Here is a 15,154-nt window from a genome sequence, read left to right on the forward strand (position 1 = left end):
CGAAAACCCTACGCACATTTGACTCGCGCCACGCGCGACGGGCCTGTAACAAACGTTTGAATCTCTCCAGCCGCCCAGTCTAGAGGCGGCCTTGAAACACCGAACCGAGGATGCGCCCATGACCGCCATCAACGCCGTGACCGATCTCACGCTGGATGGCGACGTCGCCGTCCTGACCCTGAACTCCCCGCCCGTGAACGCGCTCTCGGCCGCGGTGCGCCAGGGCCTCTACGAGGGCTTCAAGGCCGCCATCGCCGATCCGGCCGCCAAGTCCATCGTGCTGATCTGCGAGGGCCGCACCTTCATCGCCGGCGCCGATATCACCGAGTTCGGATCGGCCATGGCCGATCCGCAACTGGCCGACGTCCAGGACATGATGGAGAGCTCCACCAAGCCGGTGGTGGCCGCGATCCACGGCACCGTGCTGGGCGGCGGCCTCGAGGTCGCGCTCTGCGCCCACTATCGCGTGGCCGTCCCGTCGGCGAAGTTCGGCCTGCCCGAAGTGAACCTCGGCCTGTTGCCGGGCGCCGGCGGCACCCAGCGCCTGCCCCGCGTGGTCGGCCCCGAACGCGCCCTGGAGATGATGACCAGCGGCCGCCACGTACCGGCCAAGGAAGCCCTCTCCGGCGGCCTGGCCGACGAGTTGGTGGAGGAAGGCAAGCTTCGCGACGGCGCGATCGCCTTCGCCCGCAAGGTGGTGGCCGAAAACCGCCCGCTCACCAAGATCCGCGACCAGAACGCCAAGGTCGAGGCCGCCCGCGGCAAGCCCGAGATCTTCGCCGACTTCCGCAAGGCCAATGCGCGCAAGTTCCGCGGCTTCCTGGCCCCGGAATACAACATCCAGACCATCGAGGCGGCGGTGAACCTGCCCTTCGCCGAGGGCCTGAAGGTCGAGCGCAAGCTGTTCAACGAGTTGATGGCCGGCAGCCAGTCGGCCGCCCAGCGCTACACCTTCTTCGCCGAACGGCAGGCTCAGAAGATCCCCGGCATCGCCGACGACACCCCGCTGATCCCCATCAAGAAGGTCGGTGTCATCGGCGCCGGCACCATGGGCGGCGGCATCGCCATGAACTTCGCCAACGCCGGCATCCCGGTGGTGATCGTCGAGCAGAAGCAGGAGCCCCTGGACAAGGGTCTCGGCATCATCCGCAAGAACTATGAGCGCACCGCCTCGCGCGGCGGCATCACGGCCGCCCAGGTCGAGGAGCGTAGCGCCCTGATCACCGGCTCGCTGTCGATGGAAGATAGCTTCGCCGACGTCGACCTGGTCATCGAGGCGGTGTTCGAGCGGATGGACATCAAGAAGGACATCTTCACCAAGCTGGACGCCATCTGCAAACCCGGCGCGATCCTGGCCACCAACACCTCGGGCCTGAACATCGACGAGATCGCCTCGGTGACCAAGCGCCCCGAGAGCGTCATCGGCCTGCACTTCTTCTCGCCGGCCAATGTCATGAAACTGCTGGAGATCGTCCGCGCCGACCACACCTCCGACAGCGTCATCGCCACCTCGATGAAGCTGGCCAAGCAGATCGGCAAGACCGCCACCCTGGTGGGCGTCTGCCCCGGCTTCGTCGGTAACCGCATCCTGGGCCAGCGCCAGCGCGAAGCCCAGAAGCTGGTGATGGAAGGGGCGATGCCCTGGGATATCGACCGCGTGCTCTTCGACTTCGGCTTCCCCATGGGTCCCTTCGCCATGAGCGACCTGGCCGGCCTGGATATCGGCTGGGTGAAGGAGCGCTCCAACGGCGAGAGCATCCGCGACGTGCTGTGTGAAGCCGATCGCCGCGGCCAGAAGACCGGGGCCGGCTATTACGACTACGACGAGAACCGCGTCGCCAAGCCCAGCCCCTTCACCGAGAAGGTGATCAACGATTTCATCGTCAAGTCGGGCGCCAATCCGCGCAAGATCAGCGACGAGGAAATCCTGGAACGCTGCATCTTCCCGATGATCAACGAGGGTGTGAAAATCCTTGAAGAGAAGAAGGCCATCCGCGCGTCGGATATCGATGTGGTCTGGCAGAACGGCTACGGCTGGCCGGTCTATCGCGGCGGCCCCATGTGGTACGGCGACCAGGTCGGCCCGGCCAAGGTGCTGGCCAAGATGCAGGATTTCCAGGCCAAGATGGGCGACGCCTTCAAGCCGTCGCCGCTGCTGGAAAAGCTGGTGGCCGACGGCAAGAAGTTCTCCGACCTGTAGGACTGCATCTCGAAAATCACCGGAGAGCCACTATTTCGGTGGGGCCTTCCAGCGACTTGTGACATTCCACCCGCTCAAATTACCCGTCTCTCCTCAGCCCTAAGGACCCCTTCATGCGTGAAGCCGTCATCGTCTCCACCGCCCGCACGCCGATCGGCAAGGCCTATCGCGGCGCGTTCAACAACACCTCCGGCGCCGAGCTGGGCGGCCACGTGATCGCCGAGGCGGTCAAGCGCGCCGGCATCGATCCGGCCACCGTCGACGACGTGGTGATGGGTGCCGCCCTGCAGCAGGGCTCCACCGGCAACAACATCGCCCGGCAAGCAGCGCTCCGCGCGGGCCTGCCCAACACCGTCTCGGGCATGACCCTGGACCGTCAGTGCTCCTCGGGCCTGATGGGTATCGCCACGGCCGCCAAGTACATCCTCAACGACGGCGCCAATGTCGCCATCGGCGGCGGACTGGAAAGCATCAGCCTGGTTCAGAACGACAAGATGAACCGCTATCGCACCAGCGACGCCTGGCTCAACGAGCACGTGCCGGAAATCCACACCTCGATGATCGAGACCGCCGAGATCGTGGCCGAGCGCTACGGCGTCTCCCGCGAAGCCCAGGACGAGTACGCCTATCAGTCCCAGCAGCGCACCGCCCAGGCCCAGGCCGACGGCCGGTTCGACGCCGAGATCGCGCCGCTCGCCTCAACCATGCTGGTGCAGAACAAGGAGACCGGCGAGTTCTCCGAAAAGGAAGTCCGCCTGACCCAGGACGAGGGCAACCGCCCGCAGACCACCCTGGCCGACCTCCAGAAGCTCAGCCCCGTGTTCAAGGGCGGCCAGATCGTGAAAGAGGGCAAGTTCGTCACCGCCGGCAACGCCAGCCAGCTCTCCGACGGCGCCGCCGCCGTGGTGCTCATGGAGCGCAAGGAAGCCGAGCGTCTCGGCCTGACCCCCCTGGGCGCCTATCGCGGCATGGCCGTGGCCGGCTGCGGCCCGGAAGAAATGGGCATCGGCCCCGTCTTCGCGATCCCCAAGCTGCTGGAACGTAACGGCCTGACCATCGACGACATCGACATGTGGGAGTTGAACGAAGCGTTCGGTTCGCAGGTCGTCTACTGCCGCGACAAGCTCGGCATCGATCCCGCCAAGTACAACATCAGCGGCGGCGCTATCTCCATCGGCCACCCCTACGGCATGACCGGCGCGCGCGCGACCGGCCACATCCTGCACGAGGGCAAGCGCCGCGGTTACAAGTACGGCGTCGTCACCATGTGCGTCGGCGGCGGCATGGGCGCGGCGGGTCTGTTCGAGATCTTCTAAGACCTCTGACCCCAATCACATCGATGAGGGCCGTCCGCATGGGCGGCCCTTTTTCGTGGGCGCACCGGTAGCTCCTTGCGCGAGAGGGTCGAGTGCAGGCTTCCTCTGAGGGGCCATTGTCGTAGCCGGGGCAGCAAGTCCTCGGCTTCGCGGAGCCCCCCAGACTTTGCGCAGGGACCGGGGGAGGAGAAGTCTGACGCCGCTGCCGGCGACCGCACCCTCCTTGCGGAGGGTCCCCCTCCCCGATCAAGATGGAGCGGAAATGGAGTTCCGCATGCAAGCCGTCCCCCTCACCGCCATCGAGACCCTCATGGATGGCCAGATCGAAATCCGGCGACGCGAGGGATCGTTGCAGCCGATGCGACTGCCGGTGAAGGAGCTGCCCTATTACGACGCCTTCAACCGCTGGGTCGGGTCCTGCGCCACTGGCTGCCGGCTGCGGTTCTCCACCGACAGCACCACCGTGCGGCTGACCGCCACCCAGCACCTGCTGGCCCAGGCCAATGACGGGGAGAAGCGCGGCGCCTATGACCTCTATGTGGACGGGGCCTTCTTCGCCCGCGGCTGGGGTGAGGGCGGAGCGGTGATGGAGGCCGACGGCAAGCTCGTCGGAGACCCGGCCCTCACCGTTGAGTTCACCAGCCTGCCCTCCGGGACCAAGACCGTGGAGCTGTGGCTCCCCCAGGCCGCGACGGTGGCGGTCACCGGCCTGGCGGTCGACAAGGGCGCCAACCTGGAGCCCACCGCCGAGTGGCGGCCGCGCATCCTGTTTCATGGCAGCTCCATCACCCACGGCATGGAAGCCGAGGGCGCCACCGCCAACTGGCCCGCGGTGGCCAGCAACCTGGCGAATCTCGATCACCTGAACCTGGGCTGGGCCGGTTGCTGCCTGCTGAGCGGCCAGGCTGCGCGGATCATCCGCGACCAGCGGGCCGATGCGATCGTCCTGAAACTGGGGATCAATGTCCACGGCGAGGGGCTGCTGAAGGAGCGGACCTTCCTCGACAGCGCCCACGCGATGATCTCCATCATCCGCGAGAAGCACCCCATCACGCCGATGCTCATCGTCTCCCCGATCTGGTCGCCACCGCGGGAAGAGGCCGGCGAGGGCCTGACCCTGGTCCGGATGCGCCAGCTGCTGCGGGAGGTGGTGACCGCGCGAATTCGGACCGGGGACGCCGCGATCGGCTATCTGGACGGCCTGGAACTGTTTGGTCCCGCCGACGCGGCCCTGCTGCCCGACGCGTTGCACCCCAACACCGAGGGCTACCGGCTGATGGGAGAGCGGTTCCATGACTTGGTGCTGAGCGGGCCGGAGGGGTTGATCAAGGCCTGACCCTCCCAACCGTCATCCCGGACGGCCGACGGGCCGATCCGGGACCCAGGGGGGGGGTGTGGCCCCTGGGTCCCGGCTCTCCGCTTCGCTGCGGCCGGGATGACGTGAGTCAGGCCCCGAACAGCTCGCGCAGATAGGGGTTCAGCATGCGGCCCCGGGGGTCGAGCCTGCGGCGGACCTCCTGGAAGGCCTCCCAGTCCGGATAGAGCTTGGCAAGCTGCGGCGCCTTGAGGTTGTGCAGCTTGCCCCAGTGGGGCCGCCCGCCATGCGCCAGGAAGAGCGGCTGGATCAGGTCGAACAGGAACCGGTAGTCGTCCTTGTAGTAGCAGTGGACGGCCACGGAGCCGCGCGGCCCGCCATTGAACGGCGAGAGCCAGGCGTCGTCGCCGGCGATGCGGCGCAGTTCGATGGGGAAGAAGACCTCACGTCGGTGCGCCTCGATGGCCGCCACCACCTCCTTCAGCGCCGCCATCTGGTTCTGCGGCGGCAGGTGGAATTCCATCTCGTTGAACCGCACCGGGCGCTCGGTGGAGAGCAGCTTCCAGCCCTGGTCCACGGCCTCCTCCGGCTTGGTGGAGCCCAGCAGGGCCTTGGCGGCCGCCTTGCGCAGGGGGGTGGAGAAGCCCAGCAGATTGCGCAGCTGTTTGAGGACCTCGAGGAAGGCGTCGTCGCTGGAGGCCGCGGGCGGCGTGGCCGGCAGGTTGGTCTCGTCGTGACTGATGTTGGCCGCCAGGTCGGTGAAGGGGACGGCGTAGAACTCGTAGTTGCGATGCTTGGCCCAGCGTTCCTCGCACCTTGCAATGGTCTCCGCCAAGGGCTCGATCCAGACGTGGCGGTGCAGCCGCCTGTTGGCCGAGGTTTTCAGCCGGACCTGGGTGATGACGCCGAGCCCGCCCAGCGACACACGGGCGGCGTTGAAGAGGTCGGCGTTATGGACCGCGTCGCACTCCAGAATTTCGCCGGCCACGGTCGCCAGTCGCAGGGCGGTGATGTCGCCGTGGATGGCCTTGAAGGACGTCCCCGTGCCGTGGGTGCCCGTCCCGATGGCGCCGCCCAGGGACTGCTTGTTGATGTCGGGCAGGTTGGGCATGGCCCGGCCCTTGGCGGCGAGCGCCGGTCCGAGCGCCCCCAGGCGCGTGCCGGTCCAGACCACGGCCTCGTCGCCCTCCCAGCGGTCGATCCCGGCCACCTGGTCCAGGGTCATCAGGGCGCCGGAGGTCGGCGCCAGGCCGGTGAAGGAGTGACCGGCGCCGACCGGGCGGATCGGGGCCGGCGCCGTTTTCAAGGTCGCGGCGACCTCCGCCTCGGAGCTGGGCGCGCTGCGCACGGCGGGATAGGCGCTCTCGATGCCCGACCAGTTGCGCCAGAGCAGACGGCCTTGACGGTCGACGCTGGGCGGCGAGATCGGCTCGGGCTTCTCCCGGACCGCCAGGGCGACCCCCCCGCCGCCCACCACCACGACACCGGCGGCCCCGGCCAGCAGGGCCTTGCGGCGGCTGATCATGACCTATCTCCCTCGTGGCCGGCGATGAAGGCGATGAGGGCCTTGAAGTCGTCTGGCGTGCAGGCCGCGCACTGGCCGCCGGCCGGCATGGCGCGGTAGCCCTGGACCACATGGTCCAGCAGCACGCCCTCCCCCTGATGCCAGCGGGGCGCCCAGGCCCGCGCGTCGTGGGTCAGCGGCGCCCCGGCCGCCGGATTGACGTGGCAGGTCTTGCAGGAGCCCTCATAGAGCTGCGCCAGACGCGGGTCGGCGGGCTTGAGACTGGCATAGTCGGCGGGCGGCCCGGCCGGCTTGGCGCAGGCGGCGAGGCTCAGCAGCGCGGCCAGGATAAGCAGGTGTCTCAAGCGTCCTCCCCGGGGCGCGCTGGCCCTCTTGCCGAGAGAGAGCCTAGCCGTGGTTCAGGGAAGATTGGAACCACGAACCGGGCCGCCAACCCCCGGAACTGCTGCATGGTGAGGGAGCCCACATCACGGCAGAGGCCAGAGATCAGGGCTCGACCTGGATCGTGGGTATGGATCGTCCGCCCCAGGAACGGGTGGGGCGGGGCCGGAGAAAAGGGATGAATCCTAAATGATCAGCCTAACCTACTGATGGCCTCCACCACCTGGGCGGTCTTCTCCACAGTCACCATGTGGCCGGCCTCGGGAATCGAAACCAACTCCGCGCCGGCGATGCCCTTCTTGAAACCGTGAGCATAGAAGGGCGGGACCATGCGGTCGCTGTCGCCCCAGATCACCACCGTCCTGGCCTTGATCCGGTACATGCGCTGAGACAGGCCCCGCTCCGGGATCGGGAACAGGATACGTCCGGCCATGCCCAGCTGGCGCGCGTTGGCCACCAGATAGGTCTGCAGGAAGTTGGGATCCTCGACATTGCGGCCCGCGGTCAGGATGGCGGCCCCGGCCTCGGCGTCGTGGAACAGATACTGCGGCATCTCGTAGGGCATCAGCGAGAACATGTCGGCCACCGGATGGTCGTCGTCCCACATTCCCGCCGGACAGATCAGCCCCAGGCGGGTGACGTCATTGGGCGCGATAGCGGCCATCTCGGCGGCGATCATGCCGCCCATCGAGTGGCCCACCAGGATGGGGTCCTTCAGGCCCAGGGCCGCCACCACGTCCCAGGTGTGGAGGGTGAAATCCAGCATGTCGCGGATCTCTCCGCATTCCTCGCTGTCGCCGTAGCCAGGGATCAGCGGCGCGTAGACGTGGTGTTTCTCGGCCAGGGCGCCCAGGAACGGGTCCTCAGGCGTCACCCCGCCCGCGCCATGCAGGAAGACGAGGTCAGGGCCGGAGCCGCCCTCCAGATAGCGGACGGGGACGTGCGGGGTTTCGACGGTCTTGAGGTCCATGATCGCTCCCCCTTAAGCGTAGGTCTTGGCGAGTTCGGCGCTGGTGGGCGCCTCCTTGCGCAGGCTGCCCGAGGTGACGCGCTTGGCCAGCGGGCTGGTCCAGAAGCGGTTGTCGTCATCCCAGTCGGGGAACATGTTCCGAAGCTTCGGCATCACCTTCTCGGCGAACAGCTTGGTGGAATACATGCACTTGTCGGCGGGCATGTTCCCCACGTGCATCAGGCAGAAGATGTTGCCGACGTTCAGCCCCTTGATCAGTTCCTCCATCCGCTGACGTACGGTCTCCGGCGAGCCGGCGATCACGTGGCCCTGCTCGGTCAGTTCTTTCCAGGTCAGCTGGGTGTAGCCGCCGCGCGGCGGGGCGTACTGCGACAGAGCGCCGGTCTGGATGGTCTTGATGGTCCGGTAGCCCGGCGCGTCGGCGAAGCCCGGATAGACGTGCAGGCAGCGATTGTAGAAATAGCTCACGTGCTCGGAATAGAGCCGCTCAGCCTCCTCGTCGGTATCGGCCACCAGGATAGTCTGCGCAAAGCCCGCCCGGTAGGGGCTCTTGTCCACCCCGCGCTCGTCCACCCGGCGCCAGTAGCCGTCCATCAGGGCCTGGGCCCTCAGATAGCCGGAGAAGCTGAGGTAGGAGTACGAGTAGGTGTTGTCGATGCAGAAGTCGTAGGTCTCCACCGAGCCGCCGCCCGGGATGTGGACCGGCGGGTGCGGCGCATCCTGGATCGGGCGCGGCCAGATGTTGACGTGCCGCAGCTTGTTGTAGCGGCCGTTCCAGGCGAAGGGCTCCCGCGTGGTCCACGCCTTGATGATCAGGTCATGGGCCTCCTGGTACTTCTCCCGCGTCAGCGAGGGAATCTGGCCGTAGCAATAGTTGGTGTCCATGGAGGTCCCCACCGGGAACCCCGCGACAAGCCGGCCGCCCGAGATGCAGTCCAGCATGGCGAACTCCTCGGCCACGCGGATCGGCGGATTGTAGAGCGCGATGGAGTTGCCCAGGACGACGATGGCCGCGTCCTTGGTACGGCGCGCCAGGCCGGCGGCGATGATGTTGGGGCTGGGCATGATGCCGTAGCCGTTCTGATGGTGCTCGTTCACACCGACGCCGTCGAACCCCAGGGTGTCGGCGTATTCCAGCAGGTCCATATAGGTGTTGTAGACCTCATGGCTCTTGGCGGGGTCGAACAGCTTCTGGTCGATATCGACCCAGACCGACCGGTTCTTCTCCCGGAAATCGTCCGGCAGATAGGGCCACGGCATCAGGTTGAACCAGGTGAACTTCATCGGTCGTTCCTCCGCGCCGCCTCTGTCGGGCGGTCATGTGAACGACGATAACCCGATGAGGCGCGGCGCCTAGTCCCTCTCTGCGCCGCCGTGGGTGGCCACCAGTCCGAACCGTCGCGCAGCCAAGGCGCCGGTGATCAGCAGGACACCGAGCGCCAGGAAGGAGGCGGCGCGGATCACGCCGTCCAGCCTAGCCATGTCGAACAGGAAGACCTTAGCGGTAGTGAGCAACAGCAAGACGAGGCCCGTCCAGCGCAGGGCGATCTCGTGGCGGCGCACCCCCAGGATCATCACCGCCAGCCCATAGAGCGCCCAGACGGCGGAAAATACCCAGGTCTCCAGCCGCGCCTCAGCGTCGGCGGGCGCCAGGTCCGGGCCGCGGAACGCCATCCGCACGCCAAGAGTGACCAGAATGAAGACCTGCATCGCGGCCAGCACCTTGGCGGCGCGCCCGAGCCAGCTCTCGGCCGAGAGCAAGATCAGCAGGCCACCCCCCAGGGCGTAGAGCACGAGCAGCAAGGCCGAGGCGGCCACGGAATCCAGCGGCCGGTTGATCGGCCCCCACCAGGGGTTGGCGGCGTAGCCGAAGATCATGATGGCCGCTCCGAAGGCGAGCATCATCGCGAGATCGGCGACGTCCTCCATTTGCGGGGCGAGGCGCGAGGCGCGGGCGGCGGCACGGCGCGCGACCCACACCAGGGAGCGGGCGGTGATCAGCAGCAGGACCGCATAGGCCGCGGCCTCCGCCCGCCCCACCGGATCTACGCCGCCGTCCAAGGTCACGCCCTGGAACAGCCGACGAATTTCCATGCCGCCCCAAAGCACCGCGAAGGCCAGGGCCGCGGCGGCATAGGCGCCGGTAAAGCTGCGGGTCTCGCTAGCCCATCGCCGAGCGGCGGCGGCGGCGAGCAGAGCCGGGGCGAGATAGGCTAGCATCAGGCCGTCGAGGATCGGCGGCCCCTGCACGGCCACCTGTCCCCACAGCGGATTGATCGCCAACGTCTGGACCACGAAGGCGTGCAACAGGCCTGCTGCCAGGAAGATGTGCGGCCGCCAGCGCGACAGCCAGCTGCCTGAGGTCGAGACCCGGGCCGAGAGCAAGCCCGAGGCCATCAGCAGGATCGTGCGCAAAGACGCTTCGGTCAGGCTGTCCATCCCGCGCTGCGGCTCGCTGGACCAGACGCGCAGTAGGACGAAGGCGCCCGTCAGCGCGATCAGCAGAGCGCCGGTCCCCAAGGAGTCGGCAAGGGGAGCCCCAGGCTCGCGACGGCGGACACGCCAACTCGCCGCCAGAACCAGGCCGACTGGGGCGGCGGTGGCCAGAGCCATCATCCAGGCCGGCAGCTTGGCGGCCAGGGTCTTGCCAGCAAGATCGGGGCCCATAACCGCAGCCAGGGCTGCCAGGACAGCGGCGATTGCGGCGGCGCCCAGGCCGCGCCAGCCGAGGCGCAAGTGCAGGAGGACCACAGCCAGGACCATGACCCCGTAGGCAGTGGGTAGCCCGCGAGGATCCAGCCCCTGATACAGGGCTTGAATCAACACATATGCGCCAGACCAGATCCACAGGGCGACGGACAGATCAGTGTTCGGGGCATCGCTACGGCGGGCCAGCGCCGTGGCGCCGAATGCCACCAGCACCACGCCCACCGCCGGGGCGATCCAGGCCAGGGTTGGCCAGATCAGGTGCAGGCCGGTCGCGCCGATGGCAAGACAGAGAGCGGCGGAAACCGCGCCGGCCGCCGCGGCGATTCCGGCGGCGCGTGTCTGGGCGTGGACCCCGGCCAAGAGGCCCGCCGCGATAAGGGCGACGGGCAGCAGAGCAGTCCAGACCTGGGCGTGATGGGTCAGGACATCAGCCAGCGGGCCGATCCCGGCCCGCATGATCATCACCCCCAGAACGGCGGCGGCGAAGGGGAAGGCCGTGACCTCGGGCGGGGCCAAGCGTCGGACAGCGAGGGCAGCCCCGAGCGCTGCGAGTATCGCGGCGGTGAGGGCAGGCAGCCAGGGCAGCGAGGCCGGGAAGCTGTTCCAGACCACCAGGGACAGGACACTTGCCGCGGCCAGGGTGATGCCAGCCCCCAGGTTCGGATCGCGGATATCGGGCCGGGCGGAGGGGGCAGCCTCGCGCGGACGGCGGGAGAGCCACCAGCCGGCGGTGGCGGCCGCGACCGGGGTGAGCACCACCAGGATGGCAGGTGGGGCTCCGGGCCAGTCTGCCGCGCTGACCACCACCCAGATCATGGCGCCGGCCGTGGTCACCAAGCCGACCTCGCCCCAGCGCCGCAGAGCGCTGACCGCATGGCCGGCGAGGAGAATCACGGCGAGGTAGGTGACCAGGGGCGCTGCGTTCCAGACTCCGCCGGTGATCAGGGGCGCCCCATAGCCCCCGGCGACGGCTAGCAGCGCCAGGGGCGCGCCGTGCCGGAAGGCCAGGCCCAGCAGACCGGCCGAGATCAGTCCCAGCAGCGGCCCGGCCGTCGCAAGGTCGATGAAGCCGTACAGCCGCTCGGCGGCCCAGATGGCGCCATAGAGGGTCGCGGAGCCGGCGCCGGCCGCCAGGGCGGCGGCGAGCGCGTTGCCGCGCTTCAGCCGGCGCATGGCCTCGCTGGCGGCGATCATGGCCAAGCCCGTCACCACGGCGGCGATCAGGCGCAGTTGCGGCGTGAACACCCCGCGCTGGACGGCGTAGGTGACCAGGAACAGGCCGCCGAGCGCCAAGGCCCCGCCCCCGAGCCAAGCCAAGCCGTTCTCCGACAGCCAAGCCGCCGCCGACTGGCGCGGCTTGGCTGATTTGCGCGCCACCACCTCAGGCGCTGAGACGGCCGCCTGCGCCAGCTTGCGCGCTGGGAGGGCATCGGGAATCGGAGCGGCAGCCGTCTTGGGCGGCTCCGGCGAGCGCTCGGCCGGCGACGCTTCTGGAAGGACCGATACGATCTCGTCGAGCTGTTCGCGCCGCCGCGTGTCCAGGGCGCGCTCGGCGACATCCAGCCGACGCTTTAAACTCGACAGCTCGCGGCCCTGGACAAACAGCCAGGCCGCCACTGCCAGGATCAGCACCCATTCCATGAAGGACCCCCGCCCGATCAACGCAGGGTAGGCAGATCGCCGGCGCCTTCCAGCGAAATCTTAGCCCTCCTTGCAGGCGCGGCCGGTCGTGGCCTCGTGCTCCACCTCCGGGCGGATGACCCCGGTCCACACGACATAGCCGGCCGGTGTCATGTGCAGGCCGTCGCCGACGAAGATGTCCTTCGGCGCGCCAGACTCCAGCATGGAGGGGACGACATCGATATAGTCCAGGTCAGCGCGCTGGCCCGCGAGCGCCTTGATCGCAGCGTTGGCCTCGCTCTGCGCGGCGAACTGGTTCCAGCGCGACTTCGAGGGTTTGAGCGCGATGAAATAGACCTTCGTCGCCCCCAGCGTCTGGTCTTTGCGGTCCAGGAAGGTCTGGAAATCGGCGATCACCTGGGCGGGTGCGCGACCGGCGTTGATGTCGTTGTCGCCGGCGTAGAAGAAGATGGCGCGGGGCCGATAGGGCGTGACCACCTGGTCAAAATGGAGGGTCACGTCGGCGATCTGCGAGCCGCCAAAACCCCTATTGATAACCGGATAGGGCGCCATGTCCTGATCAAGGGTCTTCCAGAACCGAACGCTGGAGGAGCCGGTAAACAGAAAGCCGCAAGGCCTGGGCGGCGCGACCTCATCCAGGTCGGCGAAGTGCGCGATCTCCGGTGAGAACCTGGTCTCCGGCGGCGCAGCGGCCGTGAGCGACAGCAGCGCGAGCGCCATGAGCGCGCGCCGTGTGAACGACCTGGACATAAGCAACTCCCCAATTTTGGGAGAGACTACTCAGCGGGCTGGGAGAGCGCCAGAAGTCGGTCGGTGCGTTTGCTCCAGCAGCAGGTGTGCTTCTCAGGCCAGACCAGAACCGTGCCGCCGAGACGGCGTGCGGAGGCCTCCCCCAAGGCCGGCGGCACGACCTTGTCGAAACGGCCCAGGACGTGAAGCTGAACGATGCCGGGCGGCAGGCTGACGGATGCGGGGTCGAGGGAGCCGGTCAGCGGACTCGCCCCGTGCCACTGCGTCCAGGCGGCCAGGTCCAGGGGCGCGGCCAGGGTGACGAGGACGGCGACGTCGGTGCGGCGGGCCGCCACCAAGGCGGCCATTGTCCCGCCTCCGGACCAACCCATCAGCCGCAGGCGTGTCGCGCCCGACCGGCGCTTCAATTCGTCAATGGCGAGGCTGGAGGCGGTGACCGCGCTTTGCGAGTAGCGACCGGCGGTCCAGTCGGCCGGCGAACAGGCGGGGTCTTGCACATACTGGCAAGGGCGGCCGAGCCAGGCGACCGGTCCGTCGGGCCAGGCCTGGGCGAGACGCAACCCCAGCGGATCACGCGGGGTCGGATCGGCGGACGGGCGGCCTTGGCTGTCGTGGGCGTTTCCGTCGCCCTCGATCACCACCGTGAGCAACTCGCCGCTGGACGGAGCATCCTTCGAGGCGGCCACAAGGATGCGGGAGCCCGCAACCACCTCGAAGGACGTCCAACCCCTGCCGGCGGGGCTGGCGCCGGCAGGGGCCGTCAGCAGGGAGACCAGCGCCAGGCCGAGGGCCGGAACAGACGCCAATCTCCACCGCATCAGGGCTCTCCTCAGAGTCCTTAGAACGCCCGGCGAAGGGTGAAGCCGAAGCTGGTCTCACCCTCGTTCTTCTTGCCGACCAGGGTCTGGATGTTGAACGCCAGGGCCAGGTCGTCCGACAGCGGGGCCGCGAAGCCCGCGCCGATATAGCCGTATTCCTTGTCGACGCCGGCCGGACCGTCGGTCTGGCTGTTGAAGCTGGCGCTGACATAGGGGAGCCAGTTGGAGCCGGTGAAGATCAGCGCCGCCCCGGCCTGGGCGATGGTCAGGTCGGTGGAATTGCCGGCGATCGGGCGGCCGGCGTTGTCCAGATAGGCGTCGGTGTCGGAGGTGGAGGCGATGACACCCAGGCTGGGGGTCAGGACCCAGTCGGCGGCGAGATCGACGGTGGTTCCGATGCTCACCGAACCGAACAGCTGGTTGCGGTCGGTCTCACCGAAGGAGCGGAGCAGACCCGCCGTGCGGCCGTATTCGACTTCGTCGTTGGAGTAGCCGACCGTTCCGGTGATCTGGAGGGCGGGGCTCGCCGACCAACTGGCGTAGGCGCCGACGGTCCAACCCTTGGTCTGGTAATCCACCGCCGTGCCGTCCAGCTGCATGGAGCCGTAGCCGACATAGGCGCCGAGCACCGTATTGTCGAAGATCACGTCCCCGCCGATGGCGGCCGAACCGCCCCAGCCGTCCTGGGCCGAACCCGGGCGGCTGTCGTCGACGTAAGAACCCGAGGCGTTGACCCACAGGCCGGTCTGCGGCTCGAAGGCGCCGGCGTTCAGGCCCTTATAGACGCGACCGTTGCGGGTCTGGGGACCGAGGCCCGAGGCAAGGCCCGCCAGGGACAGGCCTTGCAGGCGCTGGGCGACGAAGTTCTGCATGCTGGTGGCGTTCACCCGCGTGCCCACCAGGGCCAGGAACAGCTGGTCGGCCTCAGCCTGGGTGATCAGCGCCTTTTCCGGCAGAGTCACGGTGACGATCGTGCCGTTGGGGGTCACGACCGTGGTCGTCCCCGGTGTTGTCGGCGTGGTGGGCGTCGTCGGCGTGGTCGGGGTCGTCGGCGTGGTGGGAGTCGTCGGCGTCGTGGGGGTCGTCGGGGTGGTCGGCGTCGTCGCCGGCGCCTGACCGAAGGCGACCGCGCAGGCGCCCGAACCGCTGACCGCCTGAGTCACGGTATTGACCACACAGGTGAAGGCCTCTGTGGTCCCCCCGGTGGCGATGGTCCCGGTATAGGAGATGCTGGTGGCGCTGGGCACCACGCTGGTGAACTTCACCGTGGCCGGGTTGCCCGCATAAGGCCCGCCCGAAATGTCGATGGTGATGTTGTTGAGGCCCGCGATCGTGGTGACGATGGTGGTGCCGTCGGGCAGGGTGATGGTGCTGCCGCCGGCCTGGGCGAAGGCCGAGCCCGCCCCGAAGCCGAGGGCCAGCAGGAAGGCCGCGAAGGCGGCCGCGAGAAAGCGCATGTGGAGTATCCCCAAGAAGACGTGACGTACTGTCGCGTCCTCTCGACCACGGAGGCCCACCGCGCCGCATGA

The 15,154-nt window shown here is 68.2% G+C and carries 11 protein-coding genes; 3 read left to right on the plus strand and 8 right to left on the minus strand.

Going from position 1 to position 15,154, the window contains the following annotated elements; genetic code table 11:
- The first annotated feature begins 118 nt into the window (after positions 1–118).
- The 3 genes from AAC997_RS06815 (at position 119) to AAC997_RS06825 (ending at position 4,852) form a co-directional block, all read left to right on the plus strand.
- On the plus strand, positions 119–2,200 hold the full coding sequence (locus AAC997_RS06815; RefSeq protein ID WP_340644934.1) for a 3-hydroxyacyl-CoA dehydrogenase NAD-binding domain-containing protein: 2,082 nt from the start codon (positions 119–121) through the stop codon (positions 2,198–2,200).
- A 113-nt stretch (positions 2,201–2,313) separates the two neighbouring features.
- Positions 2,314–3,516: an acetyl-CoA C-acyltransferase gene (locus tag AAC997_RS06820; protein ID WP_340644935.1), complete on the plus strand. Its 1,203-nt coding sequence runs from the start codon at positions 2,314–2,316 to the stop codon at positions 3,514–3,516.
- A 274-nt stretch (positions 3,517–3,790) separates the two neighbouring features.
- A complete protein-coding gene (locus AAC997_RS06825) occupies positions 3,791–4,852 on the plus strand; it encodes a GDSL-type esterase/lipase family protein (RefSeq protein ID WP_340644936.1) in 1,062 nt (353 codons plus the stop codon).
- Between the two features lie 109 nt (positions 4,853–4,961).
- Here the strand turns inward: AAC997_RS06825 and AAC997_RS06830 are convergent, their stop codons facing one another.
- From AAC997_RS06830 to AAC997_RS06865, 8 genes are all read right to left on the minus strand, one after another.
- Positions 4,962–6,356, minus strand: coding sequence for a D-arabinono-1,4-lactone oxidase (locus AAC997_RS06830; RefSeq protein ID WP_340644937.1), 1,395 nt, complete (start codon positions 6,354–6,356; stop codon positions 4,962–4,964).
- Positions 6,353–6,700: a c-type cytochrome gene (locus tag AAC997_RS06835; protein ID WP_340644938.1), complete on the minus strand. Its 348-nt coding sequence runs from the start codon at positions 6,698–6,700 to the stop codon at positions 6,353–6,355. Before AAC997_RS06835 ends, AAC997_RS06830 begins: the two co-directional genes overlap by 4 nt.
- A gap of 230 nt (positions 6,701–6,930) precedes the next feature.
- Positions 6,931–7,707 carry an alpha/beta fold hydrolase gene (locus tag AAC997_RS06840; RefSeq protein ID WP_340644939.1) on the minus strand — a complete coding sequence of 259 codons (777 nt, stop codon included), beginning with the start codon at positions 7,705–7,707 and terminating at the stop codon, positions 6,931–6,933.
- 12 nt (positions 7,708–7,719) lie between these two features.
- Entirely contained in the window at positions 7,720–8,991 is a 1,272-nt protein-coding gene (locus tag AAC997_RS06845; protein WP_340644940.1) for an LLM class flavin-dependent oxidoreductase, read from the minus strand.
- Positions 8,992–9,060: 69 nt separating this feature from the next.
- Positions 9,061–12,057, minus strand: coding sequence for a DUF2339 domain-containing protein (locus AAC997_RS06850; RefSeq protein ID WP_340644941.1), 2,997 nt, complete (start codon positions 12,055–12,057; stop codon positions 9,061–9,063).
- A 60-nt stretch (positions 12,058–12,117) separates the two neighbouring features.
- Positions 12,118–12,777 carry a GDSL-type esterase/lipase family protein gene (locus AAC997_RS06855; protein WP_340644942.1) on the minus strand — a complete coding sequence of 220 codons (660 nt, stop codon included), beginning with the start codon at positions 12,775–12,777 and terminating at the stop codon, positions 12,118–12,120.
- A 56-nt stretch (positions 12,778–12,833) separates the two neighbouring features.
- A complete protein-coding gene (locus tag AAC997_RS06860) occupies positions 12,834–13,625 on the minus strand; it encodes a hypothetical protein (RefSeq protein ID WP_340644943.1) in 792 nt (263 codons plus the stop codon).
- A 20-nt stretch (positions 13,626–13,645) separates the two neighbouring features.
- On the minus strand, positions 13,646–15,082 hold the full coding sequence (locus AAC997_RS06865) for an autotransporter outer membrane beta-barrel domain-containing protein (RefSeq protein WP_340644944.1): 1,437 nt from the start codon (positions 15,080–15,082) through the stop codon (positions 13,646–13,648).
- Positions 15,083–15,154 lie beyond the last annotated feature (72 nt).

This window comes from Phenylobacterium sp. (assembly GCF_037968635.1).
GTDB lineage: Bacteria > Pseudomonadota > Alphaproteobacteria > Caulobacterales > Caulobacteraceae > Phenylobacterium.

What these genes read in the sequence shown, in the direction of transcription:
- AAC997_RS06815 (WP_340644934.1), top strand. Translation starts at nt 119, where the DNA reads ATGACCGCCATCAACGCCGTGACCGATCTCACGCTGGATGGCGACGTC.
- AAC997_RS06820 (WP_340644935.1), top strand. Translation starts at nt 2,314, where the DNA reads ATGCGTGAAGCCGTCATCGTCTCCACCGCCCGCACGCCGATCGGCAAG.
- AAC997_RS06825 (WP_340644936.1), top strand. Translation starts at nt 3,791, where the DNA reads ATGCAAGCCGTCCCCCTCACCGCCATCGAGACCCTCATGGATGGCCAG.
- AAC997_RS06830 (WP_340644937.1), bottom strand. Translation starts at nt 6,356, where the DNA reads ATGATCAGCCGCCGCAAGGCCCTGCTGGCCGGGGCCGCCGGTGTCGTG.
- AAC997_RS06840 (WP_340644939.1), bottom strand. Translation starts at nt 7,707, where the DNA reads ATGGACCTCAAGACCGTCGAAACCCCGCACGTCCCCGTCCGCTATCTG.
- AAC997_RS06845 (WP_340644940.1), bottom strand. Translation starts at nt 8,991, where the DNA reads ATGAAGTTCACCTGGTTCAACCTGATGCCGTGGCCCTATCTGCCGGAC.
- AAC997_RS06850 (WP_340644941.1), bottom strand. Translation starts at nt 12,057, where the DNA reads ATGGAATGGGTGCTGATCCTGGCAGTGGCGGCCTGGCTGTTTGTCCAG.
- AAC997_RS06855 (WP_340644942.1), bottom strand. Translation starts at nt 12,777, where the DNA reads ATGGCGCTCGCGCTGCTGTCGCTCACGGCCGCTGCGCCGCCGGAGACC.
- AAC997_RS06860 (WP_340644943.1), bottom strand. Translation starts at nt 13,625, where the DNA reads ATGCGGTGGAGATTGGCGTCTGTTCCGGCCCTCGGCCTGGCGCTGGTC.
- AAC997_RS06865 (WP_340644944.1), bottom strand. Translation starts at nt 15,082, where the DNA reads ATGCGCTTTCTCGCGGCCGCCTTCGCGGCCTTCCTGCTGGCCCTCGGC.